This window comes from Microbacterium sp. NPDC090007 (genome assembly GCF_044748345.1).
GTDB lineage: Bacteria > Actinomycetota > Actinomycetes > Actinomycetales > Microbacteriaceae > Microbacterium.
The window spans coordinates 891,040-908,793 of sequence record NZ_JBIVFV010000001.1 but is presented as its reverse complement, the minus strand read 5'-3'; the positions used below and the strand labels follow the sequence as shown (position 1 = coordinate 908,793).

Annotated in this window: 11 protein-coding genes, 1 tRNA gene and 1 pseudogene; 8 read left to right on the top strand and 5 right to left on the bottom strand. The window is 72.7% G+C overall.

Annotated features, from left to right (window positions below; all coding sequences use genetic code 11):
• Positions 1 to 6: 6 nt before the first annotated feature.
• The 6 genes and pseudogenes from ACIPVB_RS04235 to panB all read left to right on the top strand — a co-directional run.
• A pseudogene (locus ACIPVB_RS04235) lies at positions 7 to 1,680 on the top strand (amidase); the annotation flags it as partial.
• Between the two features lie 365 nt (positions 1,681 to 2,045).
• Positions 2,046 to 4,919 (top strand): aminotransferase, encoded by a 2,874-nt coding sequence (locus ACIPVB_RS04230; protein ID WP_400367257.1) that lies wholly within the window; start codon positions 2,046 to 2,048, stop codon positions 4,917 to 4,919.
• 70 nt (positions 4,920 to 4,989) lie between these two features.
• Positions 4,990 to 6,018, top strand: a complete 1,029-nt coding sequence (locus tag ACIPVB_RS04225) for an agmatine/peptidylarginine deiminase (protein ID WP_400367255.1) — start codon at positions 4,990 to 4,992, stop codon at positions 6,016 to 6,018.
• Positions 6,019 to 6,104: 86 nt separating this feature from the next.
• Positions 6,105 to 6,953: a DUF2520 domain-containing protein gene (locus tag ACIPVB_RS04220; RefSeq protein WP_400367253.1), complete on the top strand. Its 849-nt coding sequence runs from the start codon at positions 6,105 to 6,107 to the stop codon at positions 6,951 to 6,953.
• Entirely contained in the window at positions 6,950 to 7,837 is an 888-nt protein-coding gene (gene panC / locus ACIPVB_RS04215; RefSeq protein ID WP_400367251.1) for a pantoate--beta-alanine ligase, read from the top strand. The genes ACIPVB_RS04220 and panC overlap by 4 nt, the downstream gene beginning before the upstream one ends.
• Positions 7,834 to 8,688 carry a 3-methyl-2-oxobutanoate hydroxymethyltransferase gene (panB, locus tag ACIPVB_RS04210; RefSeq protein ID WP_400367249.1) on the top strand — a complete coding sequence of 285 codons (855 nt, stop codon included), beginning with the start codon at positions 7,834 to 7,836 and terminating at the stop codon, positions 8,686 to 8,688. The genes panC and panB overlap by 4 nt, the downstream gene beginning before the upstream one ends.
• A gap of 247 nt (positions 8,689 to 8,935) precedes the next feature.
• Here the strand turns inward: panB and ACIPVB_RS04205 are convergent, their stop codons facing one another.
• From ACIPVB_RS04205 to ACIPVB_RS04195, 3 genes are all read right to left on the bottom strand, one after another.
• Entirely contained in the window at positions 8,936 to 11,455 is a 2,520-nt protein-coding gene (locus ACIPVB_RS04205) for a polynucleotide kinase-phosphatase (RefSeq protein ID WP_400367247.1), read from the bottom strand.
• Positions 11,452 to 12,816, bottom strand: coding sequence for a 3' terminal RNA ribose 2'-O-methyltransferase Hen1 (locus ACIPVB_RS04200; RefSeq protein WP_400367245.1), 1,365 nt, complete (start codon positions 12,814 to 12,816; stop codon positions 11,452 to 11,454). Before ACIPVB_RS04200 ends, ACIPVB_RS04205 begins: the two co-directional genes overlap by 4 nt.
• A gap of 117 nt (positions 12,817 to 12,933) precedes the next feature.
• Positions 12,934 to 13,023, bottom strand: a tRNA-Ser gene (locus ACIPVB_RS04195).
• A gap of 331 nt (positions 13,024 to 13,354) precedes the next feature.
• Here ACIPVB_RS04195 and ACIPVB_RS04190 point away from each other — a divergent pair.
• Both ACIPVB_RS04190 and radA read left to right on the top strand, forming a co-directional pair.
• The gene (locus ACIPVB_RS04190) at positions 13,355 to 14,308 is read left to right on the top strand and encodes an L-lactate dehydrogenase (protein WP_400367243.1); all 954 of its coding nucleotides are present in this window, start codon (positions 13,355 to 13,357) and stop codon (positions 14,306 to 14,308) included.
• A gap of 91 nt (positions 14,309 to 14,399) precedes the next feature.
• A complete protein-coding gene (gene radA / locus ACIPVB_RS04185; protein WP_400367241.1) occupies positions 14,400 to 15,767 on the top strand; it encodes a DNA repair protein RadA in 1,368 nt (455 codons plus the stop codon).
• Between the two features lie 669 nt (positions 15,768 to 16,436).
• Here the strand turns inward: radA and ACIPVB_RS04180 are convergent.
• Together ACIPVB_RS04180 and ACIPVB_RS04175 are read right to left on the bottom strand one after the other, a co-directional pair.
• Complete coding sequence (locus ACIPVB_RS04180) at positions 16,437 to 16,847, bottom strand: dehydrogenase (protein ID WP_400367239.1); 411 nt, start codon at positions 16,845 to 16,847, stop codon at positions 16,437 to 16,439.
• Between the two features lie 134 nt (positions 16,848 to 16,981).
• Positions 16,982 to 17,641 (bottom strand): hypothetical protein, encoded by a 660-nt coding sequence (locus ACIPVB_RS04175; RefSeq protein ID WP_400367237.1) that lies wholly within the window; start codon positions 17,639 to 17,641, stop codon positions 16,982 to 16,984.
• Positions 17,642 to 17,754 lie beyond the last annotated feature (113 nt).

The following is a 17,754-nucleotide window of genomic DNA, read 5'->3' as shown; positions in this document are numbered from 1 at the left end:
ACCGCCATGACCACTGAGGCTCTCACCGTCGTCGAAGCCGACATCGACCGCCTGCGCGCCGCCCTCGACGCGGGCGAGATCACCAGCGTCGAGCTCGTCGCCCGCTACCTCAACCGCATCGCGGCCTACGACCGCTCCGGCATCCGCCTCAACAGCGTCCCGGTCCTCAACCCCCACGCCTTCGACGAGGCGCGCGCGAGCGACCGGCGCCGCGCGCAGGGCGCCGCCCGCGGACCGCTCGACGGCATCCCCTTCACCGCGAAGGACAGCTATCGCGTCACCGGCCTGCCCGTGGCATCCGGATCCCCAGCCTTCAGAGACCTCATCGCCGGAGACGACGCCTTCGCCATCGCGCGCCTGCGCGAGGCCGGCGCGGTGTTCCTCGGCCTGACGAACATGCCGCCCATGGCCGCGGGCGGAATGCAGCGCGGTGTGTACGGACGAGCCGAGTCCCCCTACAACGGCGAGTACCTGGCATCCGCCTTCGGTTCGGGGTCGTCCAACGGCTCGGGCACGGCCACCGCCGCCAGCTTCTGCGCCTTCGGCCTGGGCGAAGAGACCTGGTCGTCGGGGCGCGCCCCCGCCTCGCACAACGCCCTCGTGGCCTACACCCCCTCGCGCGGGGTGATCTCGGTGCGCGGCAACTGGCCGCTCGTGCCCACGATGGACGTCGTCGTTCCGCACACCCGCACCATCGCCGACATGGCCCACGTCCTGGATGCCGTGGTCGCCGACGACCCGCAGACCGCGGGCGACCTGTGGCGCACGCAGCCCTTCGTCGCGCTCCCGCTCCCGTCCGAGGTGCGCCCCGAGTCGTACGCCGGCCTCGAGTCCCTGCCGCTCGCGGGGCTGCGGCTCGCCGTCCCCCGCGTCTACATCAACGGCGACCCCGACAATGCCTCGCCCATCGTCACGCGCGACAGCGTGATGGCGCTGTGGAACGCGCTGCGCGCCGACCTCGAGGCCGCCGGTGCCGAGGTCATCGAGACGGATTTCCCCGCGGTCGACCGCTACGAGAAGCTCCACGACGGCGACGAGGACTTCCTCGATCGCGGCTTCGTCACCCGGCAGTTCCTCGACGACGAGGTCGGCGACCTCGCGGTCTGGGCCATGGACACCTTCTTGCGCACCAACGGCGACCCCGCGCTGCCGCGCCTCGCCGACGCGCAGGCCGACCGCATCTTCCCCCACCCGCCCGGGGCACTCGCCGACCGGTACGGCATCTGGCACTACGACATCGCCTACGACATCGGCGACTACGTCGCCCGCGCCCGCGAGTGGGACCCCGACTGGCGCGACGTGGCGAGCCTTGAAGAGGGGCTGCGCGGCCTCGAGCACACGCGCCGTGTCGACGTCGAGGAGTGGATGAGCGCCGAGGGCATCGACGCGGTCATCTTCCCCACCCAGTCCGACGTGGGCCCCGCCGACGCCGACGTGAACCCCGCCTCCGCCGACATCGCGTGGCGCAACGGCGTGTGGGTGTCCAACGGCAACCTCGTGCCGCGTCATCTCGGCATCCCCACCGTCACCGTCCCGATGGGCACCATGGCCGACACCGGGATGCCGGTGGGCCTGACCCTCGCCGGGCCCGCCTACAGCGACACCCGGCTCGTGCAGCTCGCCCGGGCCGTCACCGCCCTCGGCGCGCGCCGGACGACTCCCCCGCGCACGCCCGCCCTGCCCGACGAGGCCCTCTTCGCCGCACCGCACGGCGCGGCCGACGGCGAACTGTCGGTCGTCATCGACGAGGTCGTCCGCGACGGCGACCGACTCACCGTCGCCGCGACCGTGAGCGGCGGCACCGCCAGCGAGTACGCCGTGTACGTCGACGGCGAGCGCGCGGCCGCCGAACTCGCGGGTGACCGCCTGACGGCCACCGTTCCGCTCTCCTCCGACGCGGACGCCGAGGCCGTGAGCCCCTGGATCGCCCCCTTCGCGCCGCTCGTCGTCCTGGCCGTCCGCGACGCCCGTGGAGCCGTCGCCGGCGCCGTCGGCACGGCATCCGACTCGCCCCTGTGACCCCCGAATCACCCGAGGACACCGCCGTGACCGAGACATCCCCGATCCAGGTCTTCGACTACTTCCGCCAGGTCGACCTGCCCACCCCGACGCTCTCCGACGAAGAGGTGCGATCGCTGTTCGCCGAGTCCTTCGGCGTCGACATCGACGTGCAGGCACTCGGAAGCCAGCAGGACCAGAACTTCCGGGTGTTCGCGCGCGGGTCGAACGAGCCGCTGGGGGTTCTCAAGCTCAGCAACCCCGTCTTCAGCGAGGCCGAGATCGACATGCAGGATGCCGCGGCCGCCCTGGTCGCCGAGCGGAGCCCGCACGTGCGCATCCCCCGCATCGTCGAGGGTCCCCGCGGCGCCATGTCGACGTGGTGGGAGTCCAGCCAAGGACGCATCCACGCCCGCGTGATCGAGAACATCGCCGGACGCACGCTCATGGGCTCCGGGTACCTCGCCCCGGCCGCTGTCGAGGCGATGGGGTCGCTCTCAGGCGCCGTCAGCCTGTCGCTCGCGGACTTCGTCCACCCCGCGAGCGGTCGCGTGCTGCAGTGGGACCTGCGCCACGCGGCGCGCGTGGTCGACACCCTGCTCCCCCTCGAGCCGGATGCCGAGGTGCGCGGCGTCGTGCAGCGCGCCGCCGACGCGGCCCGCTCGGCCCTCGCCCCCGTGCAGGACGCCCTGCCGATCCAGGTGGGGCACTTCGACGTCACCGACGACAACGTGCTGCGCGCACCCGGCGCGCGGGTTCCCGACGCGGTCATCGACTTCGGCGACGTGTGCGCCTCGTGGCGCGTGGGCGAGATCGCCGTCACCGTGTCGTCGGTCCTGCACCACGACGGCGCGACGCCCGAAAGCGCCTTCCCCGCGATCCGGGCCTTCGACCGTCTGCGCGACCTCACCGACGACGAGATCACGGCGCTATGGCCGCTCGTCATCCTGCGCGGCGCCGTCCTGGTGCTGAGCGGACGAGCCCAGGTGCGCCTCGACGACTCCAACGACTACGCCTCCGTCGCTCTCGACCGCGAATTCCGCATCCTGGTGCAGGCGGCATCCGTGCCGATCCCCGTCCTGACCGCGGCCACCCGCGCCGCCCTCGGACGCGCGCTCCCGGCCGAGCCGGCGTGGGCCGCGGCGCCGGTGCTGGCGGTCGGGCGCCACGTGCAGCTCGACGCGTCGACCGAGTCGCCCCTGAACGACGCCGGAGCGTGGATGGACGCGGGGGTCCTGGACCGCGCCGCCCTCGCGGCCCTCGACGCCGGCGCCGAGATCGTGACCGTTCCCGCCTGGCGCGCGCGCCTGACGGGAACGACCGATCCGCTGCCCTCGACCGATGAGACGGTGCCGACCGACCTGCTGGTGTGGCTCGCCGAGCCCGCGCCTCTCGCGGACGTCGCGCGCATCGACGACGCCCTGCGGACCGTGACGGTGGATGCCGGGACCCTGACGATCGCGGGGATCCCCGCCGACGCGGCATCCGAAGCCCTTCCGGCCCGCACCCGCCTGTCGCTGCGGCGCACCGTCGGGGCTCACGTGCCCCCGCTGCGCACCTCGCGCGCCCTCGCCGACGCGTGGCGCCGCGTGGCGGGCGACCCCGGCGCTGCGCTCGGCCTGCCCGCCGCCCACGCCGACGCCGACGACTCGCTCGCCCGCCGCCACGCCGTGCTCGCCGAGGTGCAGGAGCACTACTACGCAGCTCCCCCGCGCATCGAACGCGGCTGGCGCGAGCACCTGATCGACGTCGAGGGCCGCGTCTACCTCGACATGGTCAACAACGTCGCCTCGGTCGGTCATGCCCACCCCCGCGTCGTCGAGGCGGGATCCCGGCAGATGCATCTGCTGAACACGAACTCGCGCTTCCACTACCGCGCCGTTGCGGACTACGCCGACCGGATCGCCGCGACCCTGCCCGAGGAGTTGGACACGGTGTTCTTCGTCAACTCCGGGTCCGAGGCCACCGATCTGGCCATCCGTCTGGCGATGGCGGCGACAGGTCGCCCCGACATCGTCGCGATGCGCGAGGCGTACCACGGCTGGACCTACGCCAGCGATGCGGTGTCGACCTCGATCGCCGACAACCCCAACGCCCTCGCCACGCGCCCGGACTGGGTGCACACCGTCGACGCCGCCAACTCGTACCGCGGCACGCACCGGGGGGCGGATGCCGTCGACTACGCCCCCGAGGCCGTCGCCGTCATCGAAGAGCTCGCCGCCTCCGGTCGCCCGCCCGCGGGCATGATCGCCGAGACCTACTTCGGCAACGCCGGCGGGGTGGCCCTGCCCGACGGGTACCTGCGCGAGGTGTACGCCGCGATCCGTCGGCACGGCGGTCTCGCGATCGCCGATGAGGTGCAGGTCGGCTACGGCCGACTCGGCGAGTGGTTCTGGGGCTTCCAGCAGCAGGATGCCGTGCCCGACATCGTCGCCGTCGCCAAGTCCATCGGCGGCGGACACCCCCTCGGCGCCGTCATCACGCGCCGCGAGGTCGCCGACCGCTACCGCACCGGCGGGTACTTCTTCTCGTCGACGGGCGGATCCCCCGTCTCGGCCGTGATCGGGATGGCCGTGCTCGACGTGATCCAGGACGAGGGCCTGCAGGAGAACGCCCGCGTCGTGGGCGGACACCTCAAGCGACGCCTCGAGGAGCTCGGCGAGAAGCACCCCCTCATCGGCACCGTCCACGGATCGGGACTGTATCTCGGCGTCGAATTCGTCCTCGATCGGCAGACCCTCGAGCCCGCCACCGTCGAGACCGCCGCGATCTGCGACCGCCTGCGCGAGCTGGGCGTGATCATGCAGCCCACCGGCGACCACCAGAACGTGCTCAAGATCAAGCCGCCGCTGGTGGTCACGCGCGCCTCGGTCGACGTCTTCGTCGACGCGCTGGACCGCGTGCTGACCACGGGTTTCTGACCCCGTCTCGCCTCCGCCCGGCATCCATCCCGCCCCGACATCGCACCCGAACCGACCCGAGGAGTCCGCCATGTGGCGCATGCCCGCCGAAACCGCCCCGCACGAGCGCACGTGGATGGCGTTCCCCCGCGAGGGTGTCACCCTCGGCGAGGGCGATGACACCCGCGCCGAGGGCTACCGCGCCTGGACCGACGTCGCCCACGCCGTCGCGCAGTTCGAACCCGTCACCATGGTCGTCGACCCGAGCGAGATCGCCCGCGCCCGGCGCATGCTCTCGTCCGAGATCGAGATCGTCGAGGCCCCGCTCGACGAGTTCTGGATGCGCGACGTCGGGCCGACCTTCGTCGTGGATCCGGACCGCCCGGGGGTCCTCGGCGCCGTCGACTGGATCTTCAACGGATGGGGCGCCCCCGACTGGGCCGAGTGGCAGAAGTCCGCGCAGCTCGCCCGGGTGGTCGCCGCGCACGTCGACGCCGAACGCGTCGACTCGCTGCTCGTCGCCGAGGGTGGCGGCCTGCACGTCGACGGTGCGGGTACCGTGCTGCTCACCGAGACCGTGCAGCTCGACCCGCGCCGCAACCCGCACGCCGATCGCGCTCGCGTCGAAGCCGAGATGCTCCGCACGATCGGGGCGACGGATGCCGTGTGGCTCTCGCGCGGCCTCACCCGCGACTACGACGAGTTCGGCACCAATGGGCACGTCGACATCGTCGCGACCTTCGCCACCCCCGACCACGTGCTGGTGCATGACCAGCTGGACCGGTCCCACCCCGACTTCGAGGTCTCGCGCCTGGTGCGCCAGGAACTCTCGGACGCCTTCGCGGCGCGCGGTCGCGCCGTGACGATCACGGGCGTCCCCGCGCCCACGACCCTGCGCGACGCGCACGGCTGGGTCGACTGGAGTTACATCAACCACCTCGTCACCAACGACGGCGTCGTCCTGTGCGGCTTCGGCGAGAAGACGGCGGACGGGCGGGCGCGCGAGATCATCGGCCAGGCCTATCCCGGCCGGCGCGTGGTGTCGGTCGACGCCCGACCGCTGTTCGACCGGGGCGGCGGCATCCACTGCATCACGCAGCAGCAGCCGGCGGTGCGCTGAGGAGACCTCGGCCGCGCTTGCTCGCACGCACGAGCGGGTACGGTTGAGATCGGCGAAGCCGCCCGTACGGGCGCCGCCCCACGCTCATGAACCCGCTTGCCTCCCCCCTTCCGCCGGCCCCGCTCGGACCCGTCCTCGTCGTCGGTGACGGACGCATGGGCCGCGCGCTCGTCGCCGCGCTCGCAGCGGCCGGCGTCGCCGTGCACGGTCCCGCCGGTCGGGGCGCGACCGGGATCGAGGCCCCCGTGGTGCTGCTGGCCGTGCCCGACGCCGAGATCGCCACGGCGGCGGGCGCGCTGACGCCCGGGCGCACGGTCGGTCACCTCTCCGGAGCCCTCGACCTGTCGGTGCTTCATCCGCACCAGGCCTTCGGCCTGCATCCCCTCATGACGGTGACCGGTGCCGGCTCCTCGTTCGCGGGAGTCACGGCCGCGGTCGCCGCGACGACGCCCGCCGCCCTCGCCGTCGCGTCGGGCCTCGCCGGCGTCCTCGGGATGACGACGGTCCGCGTGCGCGACGAAGACCGGCCCGCCTACCACGCAGCCGCCTCGGTCGCGGCGAACTTCCTGGTGACGCTCGAGGGCATCGCCGAGCAGCTGGCGGCGACCGCCGGTGTCGAGCGCTCCGCCCTCGTGCCCCTCGTGCGCGCCGCCGTCGACAACTGGGCCGCGCACGGTGCCGCTGCGGCCCTCACCGGTCCGGTCGCGCGCGGCGACGACGCGACCGTCGCCCGTCAGCGTCGGGCCGTCCGCGAACGCCTGCCCGAGCGGCTGCCGCTCTTCGACGCGCTCGTCGACGCGACCCGCGACCTCGCCCGCCTCACGCGGACCGAGGCCCCCGCAGCGGGCGCGGACCCCACCGATCCGGCGCGCACCTCGACCACCGGCAGCGCCCCGGCGGGTGCCCCGCGAGGCTTCACGGGGGTGTCGTCGTGAGCGCCCGCATCGTCCGCACGGTCGCCGACCTGCGCGCCGCCCTCGCCCCCCACCGCGGCGACGCCGTCGGGTTCGTCCCCACCATGGGGGCCCTGCACGAGGGCCACCTGTCGCTGGCGCGCACCGCGCGCGCCGAGAACGCGGTCGTGGTGCTGTCGATCTTCGTCAACCCGACGCAGTTCGGCGAGGCCGCCGACCTCGCCGCCTACCCGCGCACCGAAGAGACCGACGTCGCCCTCGCCGCCGCGGCCGGGGTCGATCTGATCTTCGCGCCCTCGGTCGCCGAGGTGTACCCGACCGGGTTCGCCACGACCGTCTCGGTGGACGGGACGATCACCGGCACGCTCGAGGGCGCACGGCGCGGCCGGTCGCACTTCGACGGCGTGGCCACGGTCGTCGCCAAGCTGCTGATCGCCGTGCAGCCCGATCACGCCTACTTCGGCGCGAAGGACGCCCAGCAGGTGGTCGTCGTCCGCCGCATGGTTGCCGACCTCGGCCTCGCCGTCGAGATCCGCGCCTTGCCGACATCGCGCGACCCCGACGGCCTCGCCCGCTCCAGCCGCAACACCCGACTCACCGCGGTCGAGCGCGGGCTCGCGTCGGTGATCCCGCGGGCGCTCCGCCGGGCTCAGGATGCCTTCGCCGACGGCATCCGCGATGCCCGTCTGCTCGAGACCGACGTGCGCGGCGCCCTCACCGCCGCCGGCCTGGACCCCGAGTACGTCGAGGTCGTCGACGCCGACGACCTCGCTCCGATCGCCCGGGTGGAACGGCCCGCCGTGCTCGTCGTGGCCGTGCGGGTCGGGTCGGTCCGCCTGATCGACAACGTGATCCTGACGCCCGGCGTCGACGACCGCATCCGCATCGAAGGAAACACCCCGTGACCACCACCCCCGTGACCCTGCGCCGCGTGCGCGCCCTCGCCCACGAGGGGACGCCGATCGTCATGGTGACGGCCTACGACTTCGTCTCGGGTCGCGTCGCCGAACGCGCCGGCGTCGACATCGTGCTGGTCGGCGACTCCGGCGCCCAGGTCGTGCTGGGGCACCCCGACACCACCTCGGTGACCGTCGACGAGATGCTCCTGCTGTCCCGGGCGGTGCGCCGCGCGGTGCACACGCCCCTGCTGCTGTGCGACCTGCCGTTCGGGTCGACCGAGGTCAGCGACGAGCAGGCCGTCACCACCGCTGTCCGCTTCGTGCACGAAGCCGGAGCGGATGCCGTGAAGATCGAGGGGGCGAACCCCGCGCGCCTGTCGCGGCTGCGCGCGATCGTCGAGGCCGGCATTCCCGTGGTCGGTCACGTCGGCCTCACCCCCCAGACCGCCACGGCGTTGGGCGGACTGCGCGCCCAGGGCCGCACCACCGAGGACGCCGTCCGGGTGGCCCGAGACGCCCTCGCCGTCCAGGCCACCGGAGCCTTCGCCCTCGTCATCGAGGCGGTGCCCGCCGAGGTCGTCGCCGAGATCCGGCGCGCGCTGCGCATCCCGGTCATCGGCATCGGTGCGGGAGGGGCCGACGGGCAGGTGCTGGTCATGCACGACCTGCTCGGCATCACCGAGGGACACTCCCCCGTCTTCGTCAAGACGTACGCGGCCGTCGGCGATGCGATGGTCGAGGGTGTGCGCACCTACGCGCGCGAGGTGCGCGAGGGGGTCTTCCCGGGGGCCGAGCACGTGTACCGGGCCGCGCCCGAGGCGGCCGCCGCGGTGCGCACGTTCGTCGACGGGCGCTGACGCGGCAAGCGGGCCGGCGACCAGTCGGGCCCCTACGGCGCGTACAACTTCCTCCGCCGCAGGCCGCTGACCCCGAGAGAGAGGACGAAGGGCGCCCGAACGGTTGCGAGCCGGTGGATCGACTTCTCGTCTTCGAGACACAGATCGCCCATCGCCTGAGCCGTCGGATCACCGTGGACGAAAGCGATCACAAGAGCGTCGCAACCAGCGTACCCACGCGGCGCACCGATCACGTCGCGGCCCCGCCTCACAACCGCGGGTCGAGCGGCTCCGACTCCAGCGCGAGCACCCCGAACACGGCCTCGTGCACGCGCCACAGTGGTTCGCCCGTCGTCACGCGGCGCAGGGCCTCGAGGCCGAGGGCGTACTCCCGCGCGGCGAGCGAGCGCTTGCGCCCCACGTCGCGATCACGCAGCCGCGCCAGATTCTCGGGCACGGTGTAGTCCGGCCCGTAGACGATGCGCAGGTACTCGCGACCGCGCACCTTGATCCCCGGTTGCACCAGGCCCTTCTTCGTGCGGGTGAGGCCCGCGAAGGGCTTCACGACCATTCCCTCACCGCCCTCGGCGGTCAGCCGCTCCCACCAGGCCGCCGCCTCGGCGACGGCGTCGGCGTCAGCGAGGTCGACGCGCAGACGTCGGGTGCGGATGACGAGATCGGGCGCGGCATCCGCGAGCCGATCCGCCACCGAGAGGTGCCACCCGTGGTCGCGCGTCTCGAACGTCGCCTCTCCCGCGGCGAGCACCTGGAACGGCGCGAAGCGCACGGCATCCGCGGTGTCGACGTACCGTCGGTACGCGTCGCGGAAGCGCTCGACATCGTCGCCCCGGACGCGCATGCGGTCCGCGAGCCCTTGGACGTCGATCCCGGATGCCAGGGCTCGCTCCAGCACCGCCGACGCCGCCGCGGTGGCCGCGGCCCCCGCCGCCCCCACCGACGCGAAGAGGTCGCGGATGAGATCCCCGGCCTTTGCCGACCACGGCACGATCTCACCGTCGAGCAGGACCCAGTCCGCGTCGAGCTCGGCCCAGACCCCGGCGCGCTCGAGGGCGTCGTCGAGCGCGGCGAGCATCGCCTGTTCGACGTCGGAGGCGAAGAACGCGCGGCCGGTCCGAGTGTGGATGACTCCGCGCCACCCGTCGGGCGCCCCGAAGCGGGCCGGGTCGCGCGCGAGCAGCACGACGGCGCGCGAGCCCATGTGCTTCTCTTCGCAGATGACGTCGGTGACGCCGTGGTCGCGGAACGAGGCGAACGCTTCGTCGGGGTGCTCGAGGAACCCTTCGCGCGCCGACGTCGAGGGCGGCGACATCGTCGGTGGCAGGTAGGTGAGCCAGCGCGGGTCCGTCGCCCAACGGCTCATCGTCTCGAGACCGCCGGCCATCTGCTGCTCGGTGATGCTCACGCGGCCGATGGTGCCGGTCTCGACGACCACCTTGCCCCGCACATCGGCGAGCTGCAGCACACCCGCCGCGCGCTCGGGCGCTTCGGCGACCAGCGGTCGAACCGGTTCATACCAGACCTGCTCCGCGGGGACCGAGACGACCTCGCGCTCCGGGTACCGCATGGCGCTCAGTGCGCCCCCGAACACGCATCCGGTGTCCAGGCACGCGGTGTTGTTGATCCACTCGACGCGCGGGACGGGCGTGTGGCCGTAGAGCACGACCGCCGAACCGCGATAGTCCTCGGCCCAGGGGTAGCGCACGGGGAGGCCGAACTCGTCGGTCTCGCCGGTCGTCTCGCCGTACAGCGCGAAGGCGCGGACGCGGCCCGAGGCCCGCCCCTGGTACTGCTCCTTCAGTCCCGCGTGGGCGACGACCAAGCGCCCGTCGTCGAGCACGAGGTGCGACACCAGGTCGTAGCAGAACGTCGCGACCCGTTCGCGGAACTCCTCCGTCTCGTCGGCGAGCTGAGCGAGGGTCTCGGCGAGGCCGTGCGTGGGCGTCACCCGCGCCCCGCCCAGCGCCTTGACCAGCTTCGCCTCGTGGTTGCCCGGTACCGCGAGGGCGGATCCGGATGCCACCATCCCCATCGCGAGGCGCAGGACGCCGACGACGTCGGGTCCCCGGTCGACGAGGTCGCCGAGGAAGATCACGCGGCGCCCCTCGGGGTGGCGCGCGTCGACCGCGCGACCCCGCTCGTCGCGCTCGATGTCGTAGCCGAGCGCGCCGAGGAGGGTCTGCAGCTCGCTCGAGCAGCCGTGCACGTCGCCGATCGCGTCGAACGGACCGTGCTCGTCCCTGCGGTCGGTCAAAAGGCGTGTGCGTTCGATCCGCGCTGCCGCCACCTCGTCCGGAGAGCGCAGGACGTGCACCTTGCGGAAGCCCTCCTTGGCGAGATGGCGCAGGCTCCGCCGCAGCTGGTCGGATTGCCGCTTCACGACCCCCGGCGGGATGAGCCGGTCGGTGCGCTCCGCGTTGCGCGCGAGATTGATCGACTCCGGCAGGTCGAACACGATCGCCACGGGCAGCACGTCGTGCGCCTTGGCCAGCTCGACCAGTCGGCGGCGGGCCTCGGGCTGCACGCTCGTCGCATCGACGACGGTCAGAAGCCCCGCGTCGAGGCGCTTGCCCGCGACGTACTGCAGCGCGTCGAAGGCCGCCGGGGTCGCGGACTGGTCGGTCTCGTCACCGGCGACGAGACCACGGAAGACGTCGCTGGACAGGGTCTCGTACGCACCGAAGTGCGCGGCGGCGAAGGTCGACTTGCCCGAGCCGGACGCCCCGACGAGCACCACGAGCGAGAGGGCGGGGATGTCGAGCACGTTCATGCGCCTGCCTCCCGGCGCAGGAGCGCCATCTGCGTGGGGGGACCGAGGACCGCGTCCTCGGCGCCGACCGGACGGAACTCCACCGTGTACCCGTGCCGTGACGCGACCGCCTCGGCCCACGCGCGGAACTCCGCGCGCGTCCACTCGAAGCGGTGGTCGTCGTGGCGCATGGCCCCGGATTCCAGGGTCGGGTACAGGACGTTGTACTCGGAGTTGGGGGTCGTGACGATCACGGCGGCGGGCCGCGCGCCCGCGAACACGGCGTCCTCGAGGGCCGGCAGGCGCGACGGGTCGACATGCTCGATCACCTCCATGAGGACCATCGCGTCGGCCTCGCGCAGACGCTCGTCGCGGTATACCACCGATCCGTGGAGCAGTTGGATGCGTTCGCGTTCGGCATCCGAAACCTGATCCAGGTGGAGCGAGCGCGCCGCCTGCTCCAGCGAACGGGCCGACACGTCCACGCCGACGATGCGCGAGAACGACCGATCCTTCGCCAGACGGGTCAGCAGGGCGCCCGGACCGCACCCCATGTCGATGACGCTGCGGGCGCGCACATCCGCGAGGGCCGTCAAGACGGCATCCGCTCGCAGCCCACTCAGGGGCTTGTTCGCCGCTTGCGCCGCGGCCTCGACGGCCTGTGTCACGAGCGACCGGTGGTGCAGCAGGTAGCGCCGCGTGATGAGGTCGCGCTCGGGGTGGTCCGCGAGCCATCCCTCGCCCGCGCGTTCGAGCTTTGCGACCTCGTCGTCACCCACCCAGTAGTGCTTCGCGTCGTCGAGGACCGGCAGCAGCACGTACAGCTGACGCAACGCCTCGGTCAACCGCACGCGGCCCGTCAGCGTCACCGCAGAGAAGCGCGAGTCGCCCCACTCCGGGAAGGCGGGGTCGAGCGGGATGCGCTCCTGCGCGACCGTCCACCCGCACGGGCCGAACAACCGCTCCACCATGTCGTCGTCGCCCCGCACCGACACCACGGGGATCTCGATCCGCAACGGCAAGGACGACGCCGCGAGCTCCGGATACGAATCGCTGCGTCCGGTCATCGCCGTGCGGAACACGGCACCGATCGCCACGGCGAGCATGCTCGACGCGACGTACGGCCGGTCGTTCACGTAATGACCGAGGGCTCCCGCGTCTCCGCGGAACCGCTTGTTGCGCACCAGGCCCACGGGGTCGACCTCGAGCAGCATCGCGAACGTGCACCGCTCGCGCGTCGCCTCGGGGGCGAACACGTGCACGTCGCCGACGGGCGCCGAGAACACCTGCGCGCGGGCGGGGTGCTTGTGCAGCAGGTAGCCGAGCACGGTGGCATCCACCTCGGAGCCGGTTTCGGGCTCGAGAGTGACGGTGATCAGCATCGGCGGATCCTTCGCAGGGGCATCCGCCCACTGTAGGGGCGCGAGGGGGCCGGTTCGGAAAGTATCGCCCCGAACGCAGATCAGCCCCGCTCGAAAGCGGGGCTGATCCGGTGAAACTGGCGGTGACGGTGGGATTTGAACCCACGGTAGGGGTGAACCTACACAACATTTCGAGTGTTGCACCTTCGGCCGCTCGGACACGTCACCGCGGACAAGCTTACGACACTCTGCGGGATGCCGCGAATCGGCGCTCACGGCGGGCTCCTCAACCTGGGCGAGGCGTGCCGCGCTCCGGAGAAAAGCCGTCGCGGGCCTGGCGCCGGCCCGCGCGGCGCGGTTCTCCGGGTCGACGTCCGGAGCCCGGCACGTCCCCCGGACGCGCACAGCCGTCCCCCGAACCCGCGCAGCCGTCACCCGGCCCCGCGGAGCCGGCCCCCGGCACGTCCCCCGGCCCCCGGAGCCGGCCCGCCGGCATCCATTCCTCCACCGTCGAGCCACCGCGCTGGATGCCGCACGCGGCCGCTGCCAGGATCGAGCCATGAGCGTGATCGAGAACTCCAAGCTGACGGTCGTGGGCGCGGGGAGCGTGGGCGCCAGCGTCGCCTACGCCGCTCTCATCCGCGGATCGGCCCGGCACGTCGCGCTCTACGACATCGCCGCCGAGAAGGTCGAGGCCGAAGTGCTCGACCTCGCGCACGGGACCCAGTTCACGGGTTCGAGCGACATCACCGGCGGCAGCGACGTCGCGGTGGCCGAGGGCTCGCACGTCGTCGTCATCACCGCGGGGGCGAAGCAGAATCCCGGACAGACGCGCACCGAGCTCGCCGCCACGAACGCCCGGATCATCGGCGAGATGATGCCGAAGCTGCTCGAAGTCGCCCCCAACGCGGTCTACGTCATCGTCACCAACCCGTGCGACGTGCTCACCGTCCTCGCGCACGAGAGGACCGGGCTGCCGGCATCCCGGATCTTCGCCTCCGGCACCGTGCTGGACACCTCACGGCTGCGCTGGAAGATCGCGCAACGCGCGGGCGTGGCCACCTCGAGCGTGCACGCCTGGATCGTCGGCGAGCACGGCGACACCGAGTTCCCCCTGTGGTCGACGGCCACGATCGGGTCGGTTCCGATCACCGAGTTCGTCCTCCCCGACGGTTCCCGCTTCGACGAGAAGGAATTGGATGCCATCGCCGTCGACGTCCGCGACGCGGCGTACGAGGTGATCAAGGGCAAGGGCGCCACCAACTACGCGATCGGGCTGTCCAGCGCCCGCATCGTCGAGGCGATTCTGCGCGACGAGCACGCGATCCTGCCGGTGAGCACGGTGCTCGAGGATTTCCACGGCATCAGCGGCACGGCCCTGTCGGTTCCGTCGATCGTGTCGGCGCGCGGAGCCGTTCCGCTGGCGGGCACGCCGTTCTCGGACGCCGAGCTCACCCTGCTGCGTCGCTCGGCGGACGCTCTGGCGACGGTGACCCGGTCGCTGCTCGACTGAGCCGCCCCCGCGCGGCGCGCGCGGAACGGAGGGACGATGGATGCCGGCACCCCGGCGCCGCGATGTCGGAGGCCCCGCGTAGCCTGAACCCATGGCATCCCGTCGTCCCGCAACCGCCCCCGCGCCCTATCGGTGCACCGAGTGCGGATGGACCACGGTCAAGTGGGTGGGCCGCTGCGGCGAATGCCAATCATGGGGCACCGTGGTCGAGGCAGCCGAGCAGACGGGCATCGTCCGCTCGATCGTGCCGGTCGCCCCGGGGGCGGCGCGGGCGGCCCGCCGAATCACCGAGATCGACACGCAGGACGCCCCGCGGCGCACGAGCGGCGTCGGCGAGTTCGACCGCGTGCTCGGCGGGGGCATCGTTCCGGGTGCGGCGATCCTGCTGAGCGGTGAGCCCGGCGTGGGCAAGTCGACGCTCCTGCTCGAGGTCGCGGCGCAGAGCGCCCGGGCCGGACGACGGGTGCTCTACGCCAGCGGTGAAGAATCCGCGGCGCAGGTCCGACTGCGCGCCGAACGCACGGGGGCGCTGCACGACGAGCTGTTCCTCGCCGCCGAGACCGACCTGGCCACGATCCTCGGGCACATCGACGAGGTCGAGCCCGGATTGCTCATCGTCGATTCGGTGCAGACGGTGTCGTCGGCCCACAGCGACGGAGCGGCCGGACAGCCCGCGCAGGTACGCGAAGTGGCATCCGCGCTGATCCGCGTCGCGAAAGAACGCGGTCTGCCGGTCATCCTCGTCGGCCACGTCACCAAGGACGGCTCGATCGCCGGCCCGCGCATCCTCGAGCACCTCGTCGACGTCGTCTGCCACTTCGAGGGCGACCGGCAGACGTCGCTGCGCTTCGTCCGTGCCCTCAAGAACCGCTTCGGCCCCACCGACGAGGTGGGCTGCTTCGACATGACCGGCACCGGCATCGCCGAAGTCGCCGATCCGAGCGCGCTCTTCCTCGGCCACGGCGAACCCGAGCCCGGCACCTGCGTCACGATCGCGATGGAGGGTCGGCGAGCCCTGCCCGTCGAGATCCAAGCGCTCGCCGTGCGCCAGACCGCGCCCAACCCGCGGCGCATCGTCAACGGCGTCGACTCCTCGCGGGTGGCGATGGTGCTCGCGGTGCTCGAGAGCCGCATGGGACTCACCCTCTCCGATCGCGACGTGTACGTCTCGACCGTGGGCGGCGTGCGCCTGGTCGAGCCCGCCGCCGATCTGGCGATCGCGATCGCCGTCGCCAACGCCGTCAAGAACCGCAAGGTATCCAAGCGGCTCGCGGCGATCGGCGAACTGACCCTGACCGGCGAGATCCGCAACGTCACGCAAGCCGCCCAGCGCGCCTCCGAGGCCCAGCGGCTCGGGTACCACACGGTGCTCGATGCGTCCTCGCGCAAGCTCGCCCAGGCGCTGAACGAACTGCAGGTGCGCGCAATGCCGCGGGACGACAGCGAGCCGGGGTTCTGAGAGGCGAACCGCTCGCCTTCCGACGACAGGACGGCGCAGCGACCCCGCGTGGGGGACATCCTCAGACGCGCCGACCGGGTGGATGACGGCGTTCCTCGCCGAGCAGGCCCGGAGCGCGAACCACACCGGGATCAGCGGCGACCATCCGGGGTACGCCCTCGGACCCCGAGGAGGGGCGGTCGCTCCGGCCGGTCAGTGACCGGGAGGGGCCGAACGGCGACGGCGGTGCGGGGAGGTCATCCCCAGCACGGCGGGGATGACAAGTCCGGCGGCGCACACGGCACCGGCGATCAGGTACTCCATGCCGTCGAGTCTGACACGAGTGCTTCACCCGCGCGACCCAGGTTCAGCACCGCCGGCGCAGCGCTCCCGCCGCCCCGCCCGGCCGTACACATCGGCGGGACCCCGGCCGCCCCCGCCACCCTCGCCGCCCCGCCCGGCCGCGCACATCGGCGGTGCCCCCGCAGCTCCCGCCGCCTCGCCCGGCCGTGCACAACGGCAGGTCTTCCCCGGAACACGCCGCAGCCGACCACTCCCCCACCGGCGTGTCACCACTCCGGCCCGCCGTTGTGCACACGCGAGGATGCGGGCACCCGCCACCCCCCACGTCAGCGACGCCGCCCGCCGACCCGCGGACGCCATCTCACGCGGCCGCCCCCGCGCGACGGCTCAGGCGTCGAGCGCGGCGATCAGGTCGGCCGGCGCCGCCTGGATGGGATGCGGGCCGGCGATGTCGATGAACACCGTGGTGATGGCATCCTGGTGCGCTCCGAGGAAAGACCGCAGCCACTGCGGGGACTGCAGCGCCACGTGCGCGGGGAGGGTCTCGGGCTTGTGCGCCGCATCGCTGAACAGCAGCAGGGCGATCTGGCCGGTGTTCGGGTCGCGGTAGGTCCACACTTCGCCGACGCTCAACGGGTCGTCGGGGTCGCCCGGCGCCATGAGCGGCACGACCGTCGGCCCGTGCCGCAGCGCGAAGGCGATCGCGGCCATGTCCTGGGTCTGCAGGGCGTCGGTCAGCGCAGTGTTCTTGAAGTCCACGTCGTGCTTCTTTCCCTTGCGCTTCTTGCTCCCGGCCATCTTCCGAGCCTAATGCGACGCGTCATCGTCCGTCCGGGTCGCAGGATGCCGCTCGAAACGAGAACTTCCCGCCCCGTTTGCGAATCCCGCCCCGTTTGCGAATCCCGCCCCGGACCGACGGCGGCTGCCGGGAGTCAGCGCAGGACGAACGATGCCGTACCGGCGGACGGGATGCCGCCGATCGACACGCTCAGGTGGTAGGTCGCACCCCCGCCGGGGGCATACGGGCGCTCGGCGGCGCAGGAGCCGACCGATGAGCGTGTGCGGTCCCACGTCAGCGGCGCGGAGCTCGCGACCGTCTGCCCCGGCTCCAGGGTGACCTCCAGGTCGCTCGGCTCGGTCTGGCAGTCGGTCGAGCGCCACCAGACGTCCGAGCCGCTGGTGACGGTGAACGACTGCGCGCTCGTCCCGACGTTCATCGTGCACGCGGTCGCCGACGAGTTGGTCAGCCGGATCGACAGCTGGGGATTCTCGCCCTGCGCGTACTCGGCCTTGTCCGACACCGCCTCGACGGTGATCTCGCCGGGACCGCACTCGACGGGTCCCGCGGGCGCGGTGGGCGTCGCGCTCGGCGCCGGAGTCGATGAGGCGGGGGTCGTCGGAGCGGGGGCGACGGCGGTCGCGCTGACCACCGGCGCGGGGGTCTGTTGCGCGGACGGGGCGGAGCGCCACGGCGGAGCCGCGACGAGCCACACGACGAGGCCGATCACGACGAGGGCGAGAAGCCCGGCCGCGAGACGGCGTCGACGGTAGACCGCCGGGGACTGCCTCCGCCTACGGGGGGCATCGGTCATGGTTCCAGGGTAGGCGCCCGGGCCCCGACCGTTTCCCACGACGCGCGCGCGTCACAGCGCGCTCACGGGTGCATCGCCCGCTCCCGCCGCCGTCCGGCGGCATCCGGGGCCGC

Coding starts and splice junctions, on each gene's coding strand:
- ACIPVB_RS04225 (WP_400367255.1), top strand. CDS start 4,990: ATGTGGCGCATGCCCGCCGAAACCGCCCCGCACGAGCGCACGTGGATG.
- ACIPVB_RS04220 (WP_400367253.1), top strand. CDS start 6,105: ATGAACCCGCTTGCCTCCCCCCTTCCGCCGGCCCCGCTCGGACCCGTC.
- ACIPVB_RS04205 (WP_400367247.1), bottom strand. CDS start 11,455: ATGAACGTGCTCGACATCCCCGCCCTCTCGCTCGTGGTGCTCGTCGGG.
- ACIPVB_RS04200 (WP_400367245.1), bottom strand. CDS start 12,816: ATGCTGATCACCGTCACTCTCGAGCCCGAAACCGGCTCCGAGGTGGAT.
- ACIPVB_RS04190 (WP_400367243.1), top strand. CDS start 13,355: ATGAGCGTGATCGAGAACTCCAAGCTGACGGTCGTGGGCGCGGGGAGC.
- radA (WP_400367241.1), top strand. CDS start 14,400: ATGGCATCCCGTCGTCCCGCAACCGCCCCCGCGCCCTATCGGTGCACC.
- ACIPVB_RS04180 (WP_400367239.1), bottom strand. CDS start 16,847: ATGGCCGGGAGCAAGAAGCGCAAGGGAAAGAAGCACGACGTGGACTTC.
- ACIPVB_RS04175 (WP_400367237.1), bottom strand. CDS start 17,641: ATGACCGATGCCCCCCGTAGGCGGAGGCAGTCCCCGGCGGTCTACCGT.